We start from the raw sequence: 15134 nt of genomic DNA, 5'->3' as shown, positions 1-15134 counted from the left end.
TCAACGCCTTGTTCTGCACAGTTCCTCAAGTTTTCGAAGGTTGCAAATTTATTTTTGAGGGACCGTCCTAGGGTTTGTTCGACAGGAAACGGCGGACGAGATTGGCGATTTCATCGGCGGCGGTATCGAGGGCAAAGTGCCCGCCATCGACGACGTGCACTTCCGCCTTCGGCACGTCGCGGCGATAGGCTTCCGGCTCCGAGGGGTCGAACGAGAGTTCGTATTTCCCCCAGATCACCAGCAGGCGCGGCTGGGTCTTTTGCATCCAGGCCTGCCACTTGGGGTAGGAGTCCACGTTGGTGCGGTAGTCGTAGAATAGATCGGTCTGGATGTCGGCTTCGCCGGGCTTGTTCAGGAACGCGTATTCGTCGGTCCAAAGATCGGGATCGTACCTCTCGAGGTGTGGGTCATTGCCCACATGCCGCGTCCGTGTGGTCTCGAGGGAGAGCAGGTTCTTACGTAATGCGGCTTCGTTTGAGGCGCGGTCCGCCCAGAACGCGCGCCTGGTCTTCCAGTTCGCGCCGAGGCCTTCGTTGTGGGCAACAGCATCCTGGACGATCAGGGCTTCGACGCGATCCGGGTGGGCGAGCGCCATCCGAAAACCGACGGGGCCACCGTAGTCCTGCATGTAGAGGGTGTACTTCGTCAGGTTCAAGGCCTCGGTGAAGTGGTTCATCACGTTGGCGATGTTGTCGAAGGTGTAGGAAAATTCTTTCGGCGTCGGCGCGTCGCTGTGTCCGAAGCCCGGATAGTCGGGAGCGACCAGGTGATAGCGATCGGAGAGCCGGGCGAAGAGCGGTTCGAACATGCGGGATGACGACGGGAGTCCATGAAGCAGCAGAAGGGTTGGGGCGTCTTTCGGTCCGGCCTCGCGGTAGAAGATGGAGAGTCCGTCGATTTTTACGGTACGGTACGAGGTGGGTTGGGTCATGGCAGACTCCTTTGACTGAGCGAGCACATTGCCACATAGAATGAGCATGGCGACCAGACCAAGTTGAAGCGATTGCTTTCTCATCATCGCTTTTCTCTTGGAATAAACCCGGGAACGCCGGTTTCCACGACGGAATTAAGCCGGACCCGAGTCTTGATTCCTTCAGTGATCTCCCTCATGGCGTCTTCAGGAATGGCTGAGACGTCGAAGTTCTCCTTGATGCGGGCGGAAGTCTTCGAGGTGGTCAGGAGAGCCGTCCCGCGCTGGATAGCCCAAGCGAGCAAAACCTGCGCCGGGGTCTTGTTGACTCGCCTGGCGATGGCGGTGATGACAGGATCTTCCAGCAACCGGGGCTCCATGCCATGCCCCAGCGCGGCGAATGCTTGCAGCACGATGCCATTCTTTTTGCAATAGTTCAAAAGATCCCATTCCGGAAGGTACGGATGGGATTCGACGTGAACTACCGCGGGCTTGATCCTCGCGGCATCAAAGATTCCTTTCGCCTGTTCCAGACTGACATCGGATAATCCGATAGCCTTGCACCTGCCTTCGTCCACCAGTGTCTCCAGCGCCCTCCAGGTATCGAGCAACGTCACCCCTTTGTCATAGATCACCGCGCCGTTTGCATCCCTTGGGTCTTGCTCGTCTCCAGGTTGGAAGGCAAAAGGGGTGTGGATGAGATAGAGATCGACGAACTCGAGTTGGAGTTTCTGGAGACTTGCCTCGAAAGCGGGTTTGACGCGTTCCGGACGATGATTAGTATTCCAGAGCTTCGTGACGACAACCACGTCCTCCCGCTTGACCCTCCCTTCCTTGAACACTTCCTGCATCGCTTCCCCGACCTCTTTTTCGGTTCGGTAACGTTCCGCAGTGTCGAGCAGGCGAAATCCTGCTTCCAGCGCCGCCCTGGTCGCGACCCTGGTTGCGACGGAGTCGGGAATGAGTGTGCCAAAGCCGAGTGCGGGGACGGCACCGGAGCCGTTGTTGAGAGGTATCTTCGTATAGCGAAGGTCGTCAGTGGCCAGCATTATTGTCTCCTTGGGCCCTAGTGAAAAAGATTCCCCAATTTTTTGGACGATGCAAACAAATCTTAAGAAAACTTCCTGTTAGAGTTGGACGCCTGAAGCACTCCTAATAAAGCGTCACAGGCAAGCTGCACGCCGTCTTCCTGGCTTACCTGCTTGCCGATCTCCGATGCGCGCCGTGCGTAGGACGGATCGTCGAGCAGGTGTCGTAGCTCGGCCGCAACGCGGGCGGCGGTGTAGCGGTGGCGGGGAATAATGCGGGCGATGCCCAGCCGGGCGGCGCGCTCGGCATTGTCCGGCTGGTCCCACGCGCAGGGCATCACCAGCATGGGACGCCCGGACCGCATCGCCAGCCCCGTCGTGCCGATCCCGCCGTGGTGGACGATGACACCTGCGCGCAGAAACAGTTCAGAGAACCGGGCGTAGTCGAAGGCCGCGACACCCTCTGACAATGTCGCGGGTCGGTTATGAGGGTCTTTGAGGATGAGGACCGCTCGGCGGCCCAACAACTTCGCGGCGGCGGCGCTGTGTTCGAAGAATTCCCGCGCGCTGTGGTCTTCCGCCACGGCCGTACCGAGTGTGAATACGATGGGCGGCGGACCCTCGTCCAGAAATCGGTTGAGAGCGGGCGGCAAGCCAGCTTCGCCATCCCCGTCATACCACGGGAATCCGGTGACGACGGTTTGCGGTGGCCAGTCGGGTTGCTTGTCGGCGAGCCGTTTGGAGAACAAAGCCAAGTGGAGCAACGGAGCATGGCCATCGGTCAGCGGGCTTACGGTCGTGTCGGGCGGCAGGCCGATTTCATCGCGTAAACGGTACAACGGCCTGGCCCAGCCCCGCGCCGCCCGCTTGAGAAAACTTCGCAACGGCTTCCAGAAGGTCGGGCCGAGCCGGCGGAATTGCTTCGACAGACCCTCAAAGCCGGGCAGCAGCGAAGGGTCGTAGGCCGAAGAGAAGCCGAGTGGAATGTGCATTGCTGAGGCCCAGGGAATACCTTTCTTCTCGGCAACAAGCGAACCGGCATAGTTGGCTTGCATCGCAAGCAGAAAGTCCGCTCCTTCCGCTGCCTTCAATGTATCTCCGTAAGTCTCTCGCAACGCCGGCAGCCAGATTTCTCGAATGACTCGGACCAGACCCCAGCGGGGGTGCATCATTCGCCGCATCACCTCGGGGTCGGTCACCCAGTCACTGTCCGGTCGCACTGGCCGGAAGCCGATTCCCAGCGCCTCGATTTTCTTTCGGTAGCATTCGCCGGTTGCGACGATTGCCTCATGTCCGCGTGCCTTGAGGCCGAGGGCAATGGCGATGTACGGGTACAGGTCGCCCAACGAGCCGTACGTGGCGACGACGATCCGCGCACCGCGGCGATTTGTTGCGCGCTCGGCTGTGGGAGAGGCTAATTCCACAAAATCTAATCGATAGTACACCGAGCCCAGGGATGAACAAAGATCATTGGATCACAGCTTCACCTCAAAAATAACTTCCAACTCGACCGGGGTGCCGAGTGGAAGACTGGCGACGCCAACCACCAGGCGGCAAGGATTCTTGTCTTTTCCGAAAACGTCTTGCAGCAAGTCCGAAGCGCCATCGGCGACTTTTGGTTGATCGCGGACGTCACCCGAAGTCGCGACCGACACACCAAGCCGGACGATCCGCGTCACTTTATCGAGCGAACCCAAATGCTGTCGCGCAACCGCGAGGGCGTTGAGCGCCGCGAGGTGAGCCGCCTTGCGCCCGGCTTCCACATCTAGCTCCGCACCGACGCGCCCGATGAATTTCGGCGCGCGGCCTTCCGTAGGAAGCATCCCAGTCAGAAAGAGCAGGTTGCCTGTCTGCACCGCTTCCGCATAGGTGCCAAACGGTTCCGGCGGCGTGGGGAGCTTGATGCCGAGTTCGGCGAGACGGCCCTCGGCGGTGGTTGTGCTTGTGGTCATGACGATAGCTCCTTTTATTAAGTTGTCGCGGATATGGGAGTGCTCGCGAACAGGCTTCCCAATCCCTCAGCAGCGGTCGGATGGGTGAAGATCGCGTCCCGGAGGGCGGCGTAGGGCATGCCACCGATGATCGCGGTCTGGACAACCGCCATCATTTCGCTCGCCTCGGCACCGAAGGCGGTGAAACCCAGAATACGATCATCGGTCCCGATCAACGCTTTGCAGAAACCTCGCGTCTGTGAAAGTGTGCGCATTCGCAACACGTGTGACATTGGAAGTGAGACCAGGCGATAAGTAACGTGCCTGGCCTTCGCCTCGGATTCATTCATGCCGACATGGGCCAGTTCCGGGTCGGTGAACAGACAATAAGGAATGAGCCGATCGCGCGTCGTGCGATTGCCGCCGGCGAGGTTATCCAGGACAACACGGCAGTCGTCGGCGCCGACGTGCGTAAATTTCGGGCTGCCGGCGCATTCCCCCATCGCCCACACGTCCGCGACGCTCGTCTGGAGCCTTTCGTTGACCTGAATATAGCCATGTGAATCCAGGCGAATGTTTCCCCTGGCCGTGTCAAGCCGATCCGTGTTGGGTGTTCGGCCTGCTGCTACCAGAATGTCGGAGGCATTGAGAGCTTTGTCTGATCCTCCAACGCGTAGTTGAAATTGGACACTGGCACCGGATCGGCCCGTGACACGCAGAACTTCAGCTTCCAGCAGTACCTCGATGCCTTCGTCTTTCATCAATTCCAAGAGCGCCTCTGCCACGTCCGGATCCTCTCGTTCGAGCAGTTGTTTCCCGTGCTGAACGATCGTGACGCGGCTGCCGAAGCGCTGCATCGCCTGAGCAAACTCCAGACCGACATAGCCCCCGCCAATAATGACGAGATGTTCGGGCAACCGTTCGAGATTGAGCGCTTCGACATGCGTCATCGGCATGGCGGCGTCAAGTCCGGGCACCTGCGGTATGGTGGCGCGCGTGCCAACATCAAGGAAGACACGCTCACCGCGCAGGCGGCGTGTCCCGCCGGCGTTCAGGGTCACATCCACGGTCTTCGGCTCGGTGAAGCGGGCTTCGCCCATGACCAGCTCCGCACCGCTGGCTTTGAACTCGTCGAGGTGGAGCTTGATCAGATCCTCGACCATCTTACGTTTGCGGCGAGCGACGCCGGCCATATCGACACGGGTCTGACCGGTCACCACTCCCAGTCCGGTCTTTGGATCCACGAGGGAAACGGTCTTGGCGCTATAAACGACATTCTTGCTCGGCAGACAAGCCACATTCGGACAAGACCCCCCGATCATCGAGCGTTCGACCACGACCGTTTTCTGTCCCATCTTCGCTAGATTCCAAGAGAGGAGCTTTCCCGCCACACCGCTTCCGATCACGAGATTGTGACACTGCTCCAATGCCATTATGAATCTCCTTTCAATTACCAACGGCCGATGTGAGCGCCGCTATCGACGTTCAGAATTTCTCCCGTAACCGTGCGCGCTTCCGTCAAATACATGACGGCGTCGACAACGTCTTTAACACTGGAAAGAACACCCATCGGGCTTAGTGATTGAAGAGCCTCCTTCGGGTCGTTTTTGTGAAGCGGAGTATCGACGACGCCCGGAGCGACGGCATTGAAGCGAATCCCGTCCTTCGCATACTCGATTGCCAGGTGTTTCGTAATCGTATCGAGGCCACCCTTGGTGATCATGGGCACGGAGGCCTTCACGCCAGCGATCGGATTTGCGGCCAGCGCAGCGGTTATGGTCACAACGCTCCCGCCGGTTTTCTGCGCCAACATTTGTTTGACCGCGAGTTGGGTGACGTACAGGAAGCCCTCGAGGTTCGTCGAAACGAGCGAGTTGAAGTCATCGGCCGTGAAGTCGGTGAACGGCTTCGTGAAGAAGATGCCGGCGTTATTGACCAGTGCGTCGATCGACTTAAAGCGAGACAGGGCTGTCTCGACGATCCGGGCGGCAGTGGCCGGATCGCCGATGTGGCCGTCCACCAACGCGACGTGGTCGGAAGCCACGACCTCGGCGGATTGAGTCATCTTCCGGGAATTGGCGACGACGTTGAACCCCCGTTCGACAAACGCTTTCACGATTCCTGCGCCGATCCCCTGCGAAGCTCCGGTCACGATGGCTGTTTTTCGTGGGCCGCTCATGGCTGTGGTCAGACGGATTGGAAATCCGCGTCCAGAACAATCCGGTAACGGGCCTTGCCTGATTCCAGTCGGGCGAAGGCCTCGTTGAGTTTGCTCATCGGGAAGTGTTCGGTCTGCGGCGCGACATTGTGCCGTGAAGCAAAGTCGAGCATTGTTGTGATCGCCACCGGCGATCCCGCCGGGGAACCGGAGATACTACGCTGCTGCAGGATAAGCGAGAAGGCTGCGACCGGGATCGGTTCAAGGACAGCACCGACGACGTGCAAGCGACCGTTTGGCGCGAGCGCGCCGATCATCGCATCCCAATCGAGCTTCACGTTGACGGTGCTGATCAGGAGGTCGAAGCTACCGGCGAGTTTCTTGATCGCCGCCGAGTCCCTGCTCGAAACGACGTGGTTTGCCCCGAAACCCTTCGCTTCCTCGAACTTACTCTCGTTTGATGTGAACGCGGTCACGTCGCAGCCGTACGCGGCGGCGAACTTCACGGCCATGTGTCCCAGCCCGCCGATGCCGATGATTCCCACCCGGTCGGTCGGCTTCGCATGCATGCTCAGCGGCGAGAAGACGGTGATACCCCCGCACAGGAGCGGCCCAGCGTCGGCGAAGTTCAGCTTTTCCGGCAGCGGGATGGTCCAGGCCCAATGCGCGCGGATGTGGGTCGCGAACCCACCGCGATGACCGAAGATGGTTGGTTGCGCCTCCGGGCAAAGGTGTTGGCTCCCCGACAGGCACTGGTGACAGTGCATGCAGCTACCCGAGTTCCAGCCGACACCGACGCGCTGCCCGACTTTGAGTCCCTTGGCATTCGGACCCAGGGCCGCGACCCGACCGATGACCTCGTGGCCGAGAATCGCGGGGTACTGCGAGTTGCCCCAGTCATTATTCAAGGCGGAGAGATCGGAGTGACACAAACCGCAATGTTCGACAGCGACTTCAACGTCCTCGGCCCCGAGCGGTCCGAGGTCAACGGTTTCGAGCATCATTGGCTGTTTTGCTGCCTTCGCAATCCAGGCCTGATAAGTCTTCGCGCCTCCTGTTCCGAAACTTCGGACGGTAGTAGACGCCGACTGTTTCTGCTTCAATCCGCTCACCGGTTCGTTGCTGGTTCTGGTTGCCATGGCGATTCCTTTCGCTGAGAGATGGTTGGTTGTGTGTTAACGAGATGATTTGAACGCCCCACGGAGTTCCGGTTGTTTCCAGGCGTCGAAGTGACCTACGATGCCCTCCTTACGTTAAGATTTTTCCGCGACCAACGCCTGGCCACAAGCTTCCCCAACTCTTCGAAGGAAGCAAATTATGTTTTTTGACGGACCGTCCTAAGGTCCCAAGATTCAAAGAGCAGGGTCATGACCCTTTTTTACGCTGGCTCCGACACGGTCGCGTGCGAATCAATCGCCTGGCGGCGCTTGCGGCCGCTCAGCAGATAGGCGGCAGCACGCAACTCCAGCAGAGGGTCGTCAGAAGGCTCAATCCCCTCGACGCGCGGGATCGGGTCAAAGATGATTTTTCGGTGCGTTTCGTCATCAGGAGCCAGTTCCGTCAAAGCGACCGTGCCCAAGGGAATGACGGGCCGAGACGTCGGCCAGTGCACGGTGGAGTCATTGACCACATCGCCATCTTCAGCGATCTGGACCTGGATATCGAATCGGATGGGGCTCCGAGCGACGCGTTCCTTAATCTCGTCGAACAAGTAATTGGCTCCCTTGGACTTTGCCGTTTCGTCGTCCAGATGCTGGAGCCCTGCTCGGGGGACGATGCGATAGCGGCCATAACGCGCCATACCATCCCGGTTGGTGAATCGAAACGCGGTCACGCCGAAGAAGGCTTCCGTGGCGAAGCTAGCCGGGCTTGGCTTCGGGGCTTGCGCGAAGGCGAGGGCGGCCGGGTGGTCAGCTAAAAACGCCGGTGCCTTACCCGCCACCACCGCTCGCAAGAACTCCAGGAACTCCTGGCCATTTTTCGCGGGGAAACCGTCCGTGGAGTGACTGACGATGTCCGTGTGAACATGTTCGGCCAGATAAAAACGGATGGCGCAGCCCTTGGGGCTGGCGTTCGGATCATTGTCAGGGATCATGGGAAGTCCCGACCCATCCGAAAACCGGACAACGACCGGCGTGGAAGCCCGCTGGATATGTGGCGCGCGTGTGAGCGAGGCGGCCTCACGCGCAGGGGTGAAGGTGCCCTTTAGCAGAATTCCTTTGGCGTGCGCGGGCCGATATCCTGGGTGGCTTCCGGCAAGGACCTCAAAGACCTTAAGCAATTCATTGGCGAGCTGAACGATTCTTTCATCGGATGGCAGGGGCATGAGATCCTCCTTATTTCATAGGGTTGACGTCGATCATCGTTTAGACGAACACTTGCGTGGCTTCTTGAGGCAGATTGTGGCCGATGCCGCCGGTAATCAGGATTCGCTTGCCGGTGAATTCGTCCGCGTCGTGTGAAAGATTGGATGCGCTCATGTTCTGGAAATTTTTTTAATGGTTTCGATCACCTTGCTTTTGAATCAGCGTCGGCACATCGCTGTCCGCTTGAGCAAGCATCAAAAACCGTTCTTGAACCGGCGTTTCGCTCGCAGAGGTAAGAACCTTGCGTAACGGGCCAATTGCCTGCGCGACTTGCGCCCCGGCCAGATTTGCTTGAAAGGTGATGAGCGCTTCTTTCCGCCCGAAAGGCGCGGTTCGAGATTCCACCAACCAGAGCGTATATTTTTGTCCCGGTTTAAGGCCGGAGAACGCAGCCTGTAACAAGTCGAGTGAACCCAAATTATTGACAGACACCGTCGCGTGTGCCGAACTCCCTTTGCCTTCCGGTGCAATCAAGGCAAGGTGTGCCGCATTACCTGCATCGCCGAGCGGCATAAGATTAGCCGTGCCGTCGCCATCTGTAACAGCTTGCGGAACATAGACCAATGCTTGAGGCTGCTGACCGACGGGAATTGTGGCGAGAACTGTGTACTTGAGCGTATCTATGGCAATGACCGCATCTTGATTTTCCAATCCGACATACACCCGCGTTCCATCCCCCGATCCCCAGATGCCGTGCGGAAGATCGCCGGTGGGAATGGTGGCAACCAAGTTCGGGTTTTCGCCACGGCGAAAAACTTTCACGAGGTTTTCTCCGCCCACGGTCACATACGCGAATTTCCCGTTGGCATTGTCCACCAGAGCGACGTGGTTGCAGAGTGGGCCGCAATCAAGCGTAGCAAGAATGTCAAATGGCGGCTTCGCGCTCATCACCTGTGTTTTGCCGGAGTCTTTCAACGTGAACCAAACTTCTGTTCCGTCGCGACTCACGGCCAAGTTTGGTGAGAATGGACTGGCTTGCGGAACGCGGGCTACCACTTCATAACTTTGAGTGTCCACCACATCCAGTTCCGGCGTGAAGCTGGAGGGCACGAAGGCATAGCGTCCATCGGGGCGAAACAGGACCATGCCCGGCCCATTGGCAGTTTGCACACGGCGCACCTCCTTTATCTCCACGGGATCAATCACCGAGACATAATTTTCGCCGCGCACCGTTACCCAGAGTTCCTTCCCGTCAGGCGTGAAGAAAGCCTCGTGCGGTGAGCGTCCGATATAGATGACTCCGATGATTTTGTTGCTGGCCGTATCAATCAATGTGATTGAGTTAGAGCCGATGGACACTACCGCCAGCGTTCGGTGATTTGGTGAAAATCCCATGCCATGCACAAGCAACTGGCCTCGGTAAAGCGGGCTGAGCGCGCCCGGCACGGGGTCGCCAAGACGGATAACGCCCAACAGTTTGTCTGAAGCGGGGTCAATCACGGAAACAGTGCCCGAAGTCTGGTCGGCGGTGTAGACACGGTCATGACTGGAAATCGGAATTGAAGACATCGATTCTGGTTGCTGATTTCGCAGCACGTTCGTCGTATTCGATTGCATTGCGGCCAACCGCAGGCGCATCACTTCTATTTCCTGCCCTTGTGTGACAATGATTTCTTGCGCCAGCCGTTGCACGACGTCGTCTTTGCCGTGCAACAGGATTGCTTTCGCCATATCAATCGCGCCTTGATGGTGCGGAATCATCATGGCGCAAAAGTCGGGGTCGGGGTCGCCGGTCATCGGCGCGGCCATCATATCCTTGTCCATAACTTCCATGCTCTGCATCAGCTCTTGTGCGAACAGCGGATTCGCATTCGTTTGGTCAGTGTGCTCATGTGGCAGAGCTGTTAGCGGGCACGACAAAATCACAAGCACCAGTGCGCGCGGAATATAATGCTGCTTCAGCTTAGTGCTCGTGTTGCCAGATGGATTCATGGATTGCTCTTTTCGTTGAGAACGATTAGCGACTGATCTTCTTGGTTAGGCCATCGTTGCTCTCCTCAGAAACGGTCAACATCCACAACGGCTTTGGCAAACGCCTCGGGAGCTTCTTGTGGCAGATTGTGCCCGACTCCGCCGTTGATTATCCGGTGCGCATATTTGCCCGAGAATTTCCTGGCATAGGAACTGGCATCCCCATGTGGTGCACCATTGGCATCGCCTTCCAGGGTAATGGTGGGCACGGTGATGACCGGGCCCTCAGCAAGTCGCTTTTCCAGATCGTCATATTTCGGCTCGCCTTCAGCGAGACCGAGCCGCCAACGGTAATTATGGATCACGATGTTGACATGATCCGGGTTGTTGAAGGACGTTGCGCTGCGATCGAACGTGGCATCATCGAAGTTCCACTTCGGCGAGGCGAGCTGCCAAATGAGCTTCGAAAAATCGTGCCGGTATTTGTCGTACCCCGCCCGGCCGCGTTCCGTGGCAAAATAATATTGGTACCACCATGCGAGCTCAGCTTTTGGCGGCAACGGCATCTTGTTGGATTCAGGGCTGCCGATCAGATAACCGCTCACGGAGACCAGCGCCTTGCAGCATTCCGGCCAGAGCGCCGCCATGATGTCAGCCGTCCGCGCTCCCCAATCAAAACCGGCGAGGATCGCCTTCTTGATCTTGAGAGCATCCATCAGGGCGATGATATCGAGAGCCACGACTGATTGCTGGCCATTGCGGAGCGTTTCACTGGAAAGAAAGCGCGTCGTGCCATAGCCGCGCAAATGCGGGACGATCACCCGGTAGCCTGCCGACGCCAACAAAGGCGCGACATCGACGAAGCTATGAATATCGTAGGGCCAGCCGTGCAGAAGAATTACAGGGGGACCATCGGCAGGGCCGGCTTCTGCGTAGCCGACATTCAGGAGGCCGGCGTCGATCTGCTTGATCGGGCCAAGCGATGTGTTTGTGCCCGGCTTAATCGGGGGCACAGCTGCCGTGGTTGTCTTGCCGGATTGTGCGTTTGCAGACCCGATCATGCCGAACTCGGCGGCAGCAATGCTCATAGCCGCAAGGCCCAAAAAGCGGCGACGGCTGATTTCCTCGGACATTGTGTTTGTGTCCATGGGTAAATCTTTCTTGGCTTGACGGTTGGTTGTGTATCAGCGCAGTGATTTGAAGGCCGCGCGCATTTCGGTGACAAAAAGCTCCGGTTGTTCCCAGGCCGCGAAATGGCCGCCTTTATCGAGCCTGTTATAGTAGATGAGTTTGGGATACGCCTTCTCCGTCCAGCTCTTCGGCGCGGCATAGATCTCGTCGGGAAAAACGCTCACGGCGACAGGAAGCTTGACGCCTCTCGCGTCGAAGAAGCCGCCGGCCGGCAAATTATGCGCCGTGTCCCAGTAGAGTTGCGCCGAAGAGATTGCGGTCTCCGTCAACCAATAGAGCGTGATGTTATTGAGAACGTCATCGCGGCTGAGCCCTTCCCTCTTGCCGTCGAAAACGCGGGCGATCATCTGGTAGCTGCGGATGTCGTGATCCAGTATCCAACCCGCGAGACCGATCGGCGAATCGACGATTCCGTACAGCGTCTGCGGACGAAGCGCCATCTCGTTGGCGTACCCGAGCCCATTCTTATAGAAGTCAGCGAGCCCGTCCCACGCGAACTTTTCCTCCGGCGAAAGGCCGTCGGGCGGGGGGCCGCCCGCGGAAAGCGCCTTCGAAACATCGGGCGGAACCGTTGCCGCCATGTTGGAGTGAATGCCCAACAATCCCGGCGGTTGCTGTAACGCCATCACCTCCGAAATGGCGTTGCCCCAATCGCCACCCTGGGCCACGTATTTTGTATAACCGAGGCGTTGCATGAGCGTCGCCCACGCCTTCGCAATGCTAACAGGATTCCATCCCGGCTTCGTCGGCTTGCCGGAAAAACCGTAACCGGGAAGCGAAGGGATCACCACGTCAAAGGAGTCTTCCGCCTTCCCGCCGTAGGCGACAGGGTCGGTGAGCGGGCCGATAATTTTCATCTGCTCGATGATCGAGCCGGGCCAGCCGTGCGTGATGATGATAGGCAGCGCGTTTTTATTTTTCGAACGAACGTGGATGAAATGAATCTCCAAGCCATCGATCACGGTAGTGAATTGCGGCAGGGCGTCCAGTTTCTTCTCGCACTTGCGCCAATCGTAATCGTTGGCCCAATAGTCCGCGAGTTTTTGCATCGTCGCGAGCTGCACGCCCTGCGATGCGTCCGCGACCGTCTCCTTCTCGGGCCAGCGGGTCGCCTTGATGCGTCGGCGAAGATCGGCGAGGTCTTTATCCGAGGCATGAAAATGGAAGGGGCGGATGGCGTCGGCCGCTCCTGAGCTGTCAGCAGCCAGGGCCGGAGTGGTGGCGGTTCCGAAGGCGAGCACGGCACCGGCGGCTCGCGCGGTAAGACTTCGCAGGGGAGCAACTTTTGAAGCGGGCTTGGTTTGTTTTTTGGTCTTCATAGGTGCGTCTGATTTGGTGATGGGTGGTGGGTGATTTTGTTTTTACATAATTTGGGTTTCACGGCTTACTGCGAGACACGGTCCCTGGAGGAAATCACGTTCCGTCTTTGGTGAGAATCGTAGCCATAAGGTGCGCTCCTTACGTTAAGATTTTTCTGCGACCAACGCCTTAACCGTATGTTTCCCCAACTCTTTGGAGGATGCAAATTTATTTTTTGGGTGGGAGGACCCGGACAACAATGAAGCACGGCGGGGAGGTTGAGTGGGACAGTAGGCAACTCTACAACCCATCTCATAAACGGCGATTCGCTGTAGGCCGACTCTATGAGTCGGCGGAATTCTGCGGGAAACCACAGAACGCCACTTCGCAGAAGCGGCCTACAAGCATTTATGAGATGGCTTCTACTAGTAGGCGGATGTGCGAGTTATCCCCTCTCCCTTTACGACCAATGAGTGTATCGCCAGAGAGACGGTTCGACAAGCAAGGTGCTTGGGGAATTGGAGCACAACAAAAGCGTAGTTTTTCCCTAGACATCGGATTCCGATAATGGTATGATGCGGAGAGTGAATAAATGAACGCTCAACCCTACTTCGCGAAGGCTACGAAGGCCAAGCTTTCCAACGTTCAACGCGCAACTCTCAAGGGGGAAGGCATATGCGACGGCAGGCGGGGCGCCTACCCTACAGAATCAGTCCGGCAACGACAGAGACCGTTGCCGCAAACAACAGCAGCGTTTGCCACGGGAGTACGGCGAGTGGCGTGTCGTCAGACTCCGCTCCGTCGGACTCGGCTCGACAAGTCCCGCAATCCTACAGGATCCCGCCGCGTGGCGGGACTTAGGGTGACAGCGCTGGGAAGGTATCACGCGAAAGAAACATGCCATTCTACCAAACGAACCCACCGTTTTCGAAGAAGATTTCTTGTGTATCCATTTTGTTGTTAGAAACTTACGCTGTTTGCAGAGCATTTTTGCAGGTGGGTTCGTTTTGGAAAACGAACCCACCGGAGGGGTGTTTTTGATGCCTTATGATCGAAAACTCGGCGGTCCCTGCGGTCCGACTCAGGGCGGGCGCCGACCGCCGCTACAAAGGCCTGAAGGCGTCCTTCATTGCGCTCGACAACGGATGGAGGCGGCGATTCTATTGTGAGCGTGAACTTTGAATTTGCCACGGCGAACCGAATTGTATTCGGCGCGGGGAAATTGAAGGAGGTTGGCGATCTGGCGTCTTACCTGGGGAAGCGGGCCTTGGTAGTGATTGGGAAGTCGGCGGGGGCGGTGCAGCGGGTGGAGCCGATGCTGAGTGCGTTGACGGAAGCGGGGGTTGAATATGCGACGTTTTCGGTAGTGGGCGAGCCGACGCTCGACGTGGCGCGGGCGGGGACACAACGGGCGCGGGATGAGAAATGTGATTTGGTGATTGGGTTTGGTGGCGGCAGCATGATCGACACGGGCAAGGCTGTCGCGGCGTTGCTGACGAACGGCGGTGATCCGCTGGATTACGTGGAGGTGATCGGCAAAGGCCAGCCGCTGACGAAAGCGTCGGCGCCGTACATTGCGATTCCGACGACAGCAGGCACGGGCGCGGAAGTCACCCGCAACGCAGTGCTGGGTGCGCCCGAACAGCGCGTGAAGGTCAGCCTGCGAAGCGTGTTCATGCTGCCGCGCATGGCGCTGGTCGATCCGGAACTCACTTACGATTTGCCACCACAACTGACGGCGACTACCGGCATGGATGCATTGACGCAGTTGATTGAGGCGTTTGTTTCGGTGAAAGCGAATCCGATGACGGACGCGATCTGCCGGGAAGGCATGACGCGTGCGGCCCGGTCGTTGCGACGCGCTTATGAGCATGGTGAAGATGTGGCGGCGCGGCAGGACATGTGTGTCGCGAGTGTGTTCGGCGGGATGGCGCTGGCGAACGCAGGACTGGGTGCGGTCCACGGGCTGGCCGGGCCGTTGGGAGGAATGTTCAATGCCCCACACGGCGCGTTGTGCGCGGTGCTGCTGCCGCATGTGATGGAGGTCAATCGCGGGATGATTCGCGGGCCGGCCGGTCGCGGTGCGGTGTCCGCCCCGACGGAAATTGTCCGGCGTTTTGAGGAAGTGGCAAAGATTGTTGGCGATCCGGGCGAGCTGGTTCGGGTGTTGAAAATTCCGCCGTTGCGGCAGTATGGGGTGGCGTGCGACGATTTCGCGGCGATCATCGAGAAATCAAAATCATCGAGCAGCATGAAGGGCAATCCGCTGCCGTTGCGCGACGAGGAATTGCGGGAAATTCTTGAGCGCGCCCTCTAAGCTTGAGCAGAACAAGTGTGATA

12 protein-coding genes are annotated in these 15134 nt (G+C 58.2%); 1 reads left to right on the top strand and 11 read right to left on the bottom strand.

Going from position 1 to position 15134, the window contains the following annotated elements; translation table 11 throughout:
- Positions 1 to 67 precede the first annotated feature (67 nt).
- From VNL17_07270 to VNL17_07220, 11 genes are all read right to left on the bottom strand, one after another.
- Positions 68 to 931, bottom strand: coding sequence for an alpha/beta hydrolase (locus VNL17_07270; protein ID HXI83876.1), 864 nt, complete (start codon positions 929 to 931; stop codon positions 68 to 70).
- 83 nt (positions 932 to 1014) lie between these two features.
- A complete protein-coding gene (locus VNL17_07265) occupies positions 1015 to 1959 on the bottom strand; it encodes an aldo/keto reductase (GenBank protein HXI83875.1) in 945 nt (314 codons plus the stop codon).
- 62 nt (positions 1960 to 2021) lie between these two features.
- Positions 2022 to 3362 carry a glycosyltransferase gene (locus VNL17_07260; protein HXI83874.1) on the bottom strand — a complete coding sequence of 447 codons (1341 nt, stop codon included), beginning with the start codon at positions 3360 to 3362 and terminating at the stop codon, positions 2022 to 2024.
- 51 nt (positions 3363 to 3413) lie between these two features.
- On the bottom strand, positions 3414 to 3890 hold the full coding sequence (locus tag VNL17_07255) for a RidA family protein (GenBank protein ID HXI83873.1): 477 nt from the start codon (positions 3888 to 3890) through the stop codon (positions 3414 to 3416).
- 17 nt (positions 3891 to 3907) lie between these two features.
- Positions 3908 to 5302, bottom strand: a complete 1395-nt coding sequence (locus VNL17_07250; protein HXI83872.1) for an FAD-dependent oxidoreductase — start codon at positions 5300 to 5302, stop codon at positions 3908 to 3910.
- Positions 5303 to 5319: 17 nt separating this feature from the next.
- The gene (locus VNL17_07245; GenBank protein ID HXI83871.1) at positions 5320 to 6048 is read right to left on the bottom strand and encodes an SDR family oxidoreductase; all 729 of its coding nucleotides are present in this window, start codon (positions 6046 to 6048) and stop codon (positions 5320 to 5322) included.
- An 8-nt stretch (positions 6049 to 6056) separates the two neighbouring features.
- Positions 6057 to 7031, bottom strand: a complete 975-nt coding sequence (locus tag VNL17_07240) for an NAD(P)-dependent alcohol dehydrogenase (protein HXI83870.1) — start codon at positions 7029 to 7031, stop codon at positions 6057 to 6059.
- A 374-nt stretch (positions 7032 to 7405) separates the two neighbouring features.
- On the bottom strand, positions 7406 to 8353 hold the full coding sequence (locus tag VNL17_07235) for a catalase family peroxidase (GenBank protein HXI83869.1): 948 nt from the start codon (positions 8351 to 8353) through the stop codon (positions 7406 to 7408).
- Positions 8354 to 8522: 169 nt separating this feature from the next.
- A complete protein-coding gene (locus VNL17_07230) occupies positions 8523 to 10325 on the bottom strand; it encodes a DUF305 domain-containing protein (GenBank protein ID HXI83868.1) in 1803 nt (600 codons plus the stop codon).
- Between the two features lie 65 nt (positions 10326 to 10390).
- Entirely contained in the window at positions 10391 to 11437 is a 1047-nt protein-coding gene (locus VNL17_07225; protein ID HXI83867.1) for an alpha/beta hydrolase, read from the bottom strand.
- A gap of 51 nt (positions 11438 to 11488) precedes the next feature.
- On the bottom strand, positions 11489 to 12814 hold the full coding sequence (locus VNL17_07220; GenBank protein HXI83866.1) for an epoxide hydrolase: 1326 nt from the start codon (positions 12812 to 12814) through the stop codon (positions 11489 to 11491).
- 1151 nt (positions 12815 to 13965) lie between these two features.
- On the opposite strand from VNL17_07220, the gene VNL17_07215 reads away from it, so the two are divergent.
- Positions 13966 to 15111: an iron-containing alcohol dehydrogenase gene (locus VNL17_07215; GenBank protein HXI83865.1), complete on the top strand. Its 1146-nt coding sequence runs from the start codon at positions 13966 to 13968 to the stop codon at positions 15109 to 15111.
- Positions 15112 to 15134 lie beyond the last annotated feature (23 nt).

The organism is Verrucomicrobiia bacterium, from assembly GCA_035577545.1.
GTDB lineage: Bacteria > Verrucomicrobiota > Verrucomicrobiia > Palsa-1439 > Palsa-1439 > Palsa-1439.
Note: the sequence above shows the minus strand (reverse complement) of the source record. Positions and strands in the feature narration are given on the sequence as shown.

Excerpts from the sequence above, each read along its gene's own strand:
- VNL17_07270 (HXI83876.1), bottom strand. The coding sequence starts at position 931 with ATGACCCAACCCACCTCGTACCGTACCGTAAAAATCGACGGACTCTCC.
- VNL17_07265 (HXI83875.1), bottom strand. The coding sequence starts at position 1,959 with ATGCTGGCCACTGACGACCTTCGCTATACGAAGATACCTCTCAACAAC.
- VNL17_07255 (HXI83873.1), bottom strand. The coding sequence starts at position 3,890 with ATGACCACAAGCACAACCACCGCCGAGGGCCGTCTCGCCGAACTCGGC.
- VNL17_07250 (HXI83872.1), bottom strand. The coding sequence starts at position 5,302 with ATGGCATTGGAGCAGTGTCACAATCTCGTGATCGGAAGCGGTGTGGCG.
- VNL17_07245 (HXI83871.1), bottom strand. The coding sequence starts at position 6,048 with ATGAGCGGCCCACGAAAAACAGCCATCGTGACCGGAGCTTCGCAGGGG.
- VNL17_07240 (HXI83870.1), bottom strand. The coding sequence starts at position 7,031 with ATGATGCTCGAAACCGTTGACCTCGGACCGCTCGGGGCCGAGGACGTT.
- VNL17_07235 (HXI83869.1), bottom strand. The coding sequence starts at position 8,353 with ATGCCCCTGCCATCCGATGAAAGAATCGTTCAGCTCGCCAATGAATTG.
- VNL17_07230 (HXI83868.1), bottom strand. The coding sequence starts at position 10,325 with ATGAATCCATCTGGCAACACGAGCACTAAGCTGAAGCAGCATTATATT.
- VNL17_07225 (HXI83867.1), bottom strand. The coding sequence starts at position 11,437 with ATGTCCGAGGAAATCAGCCGTCGCCGCTTTTTGGGCCTTGCGGCTATG.
- VNL17_07220 (HXI83866.1), bottom strand. The coding sequence starts at position 12,814 with ATGAAGACCAAAAAACAAACCAAGCCCGCTTCAAAAGTTGCTCCCCTG.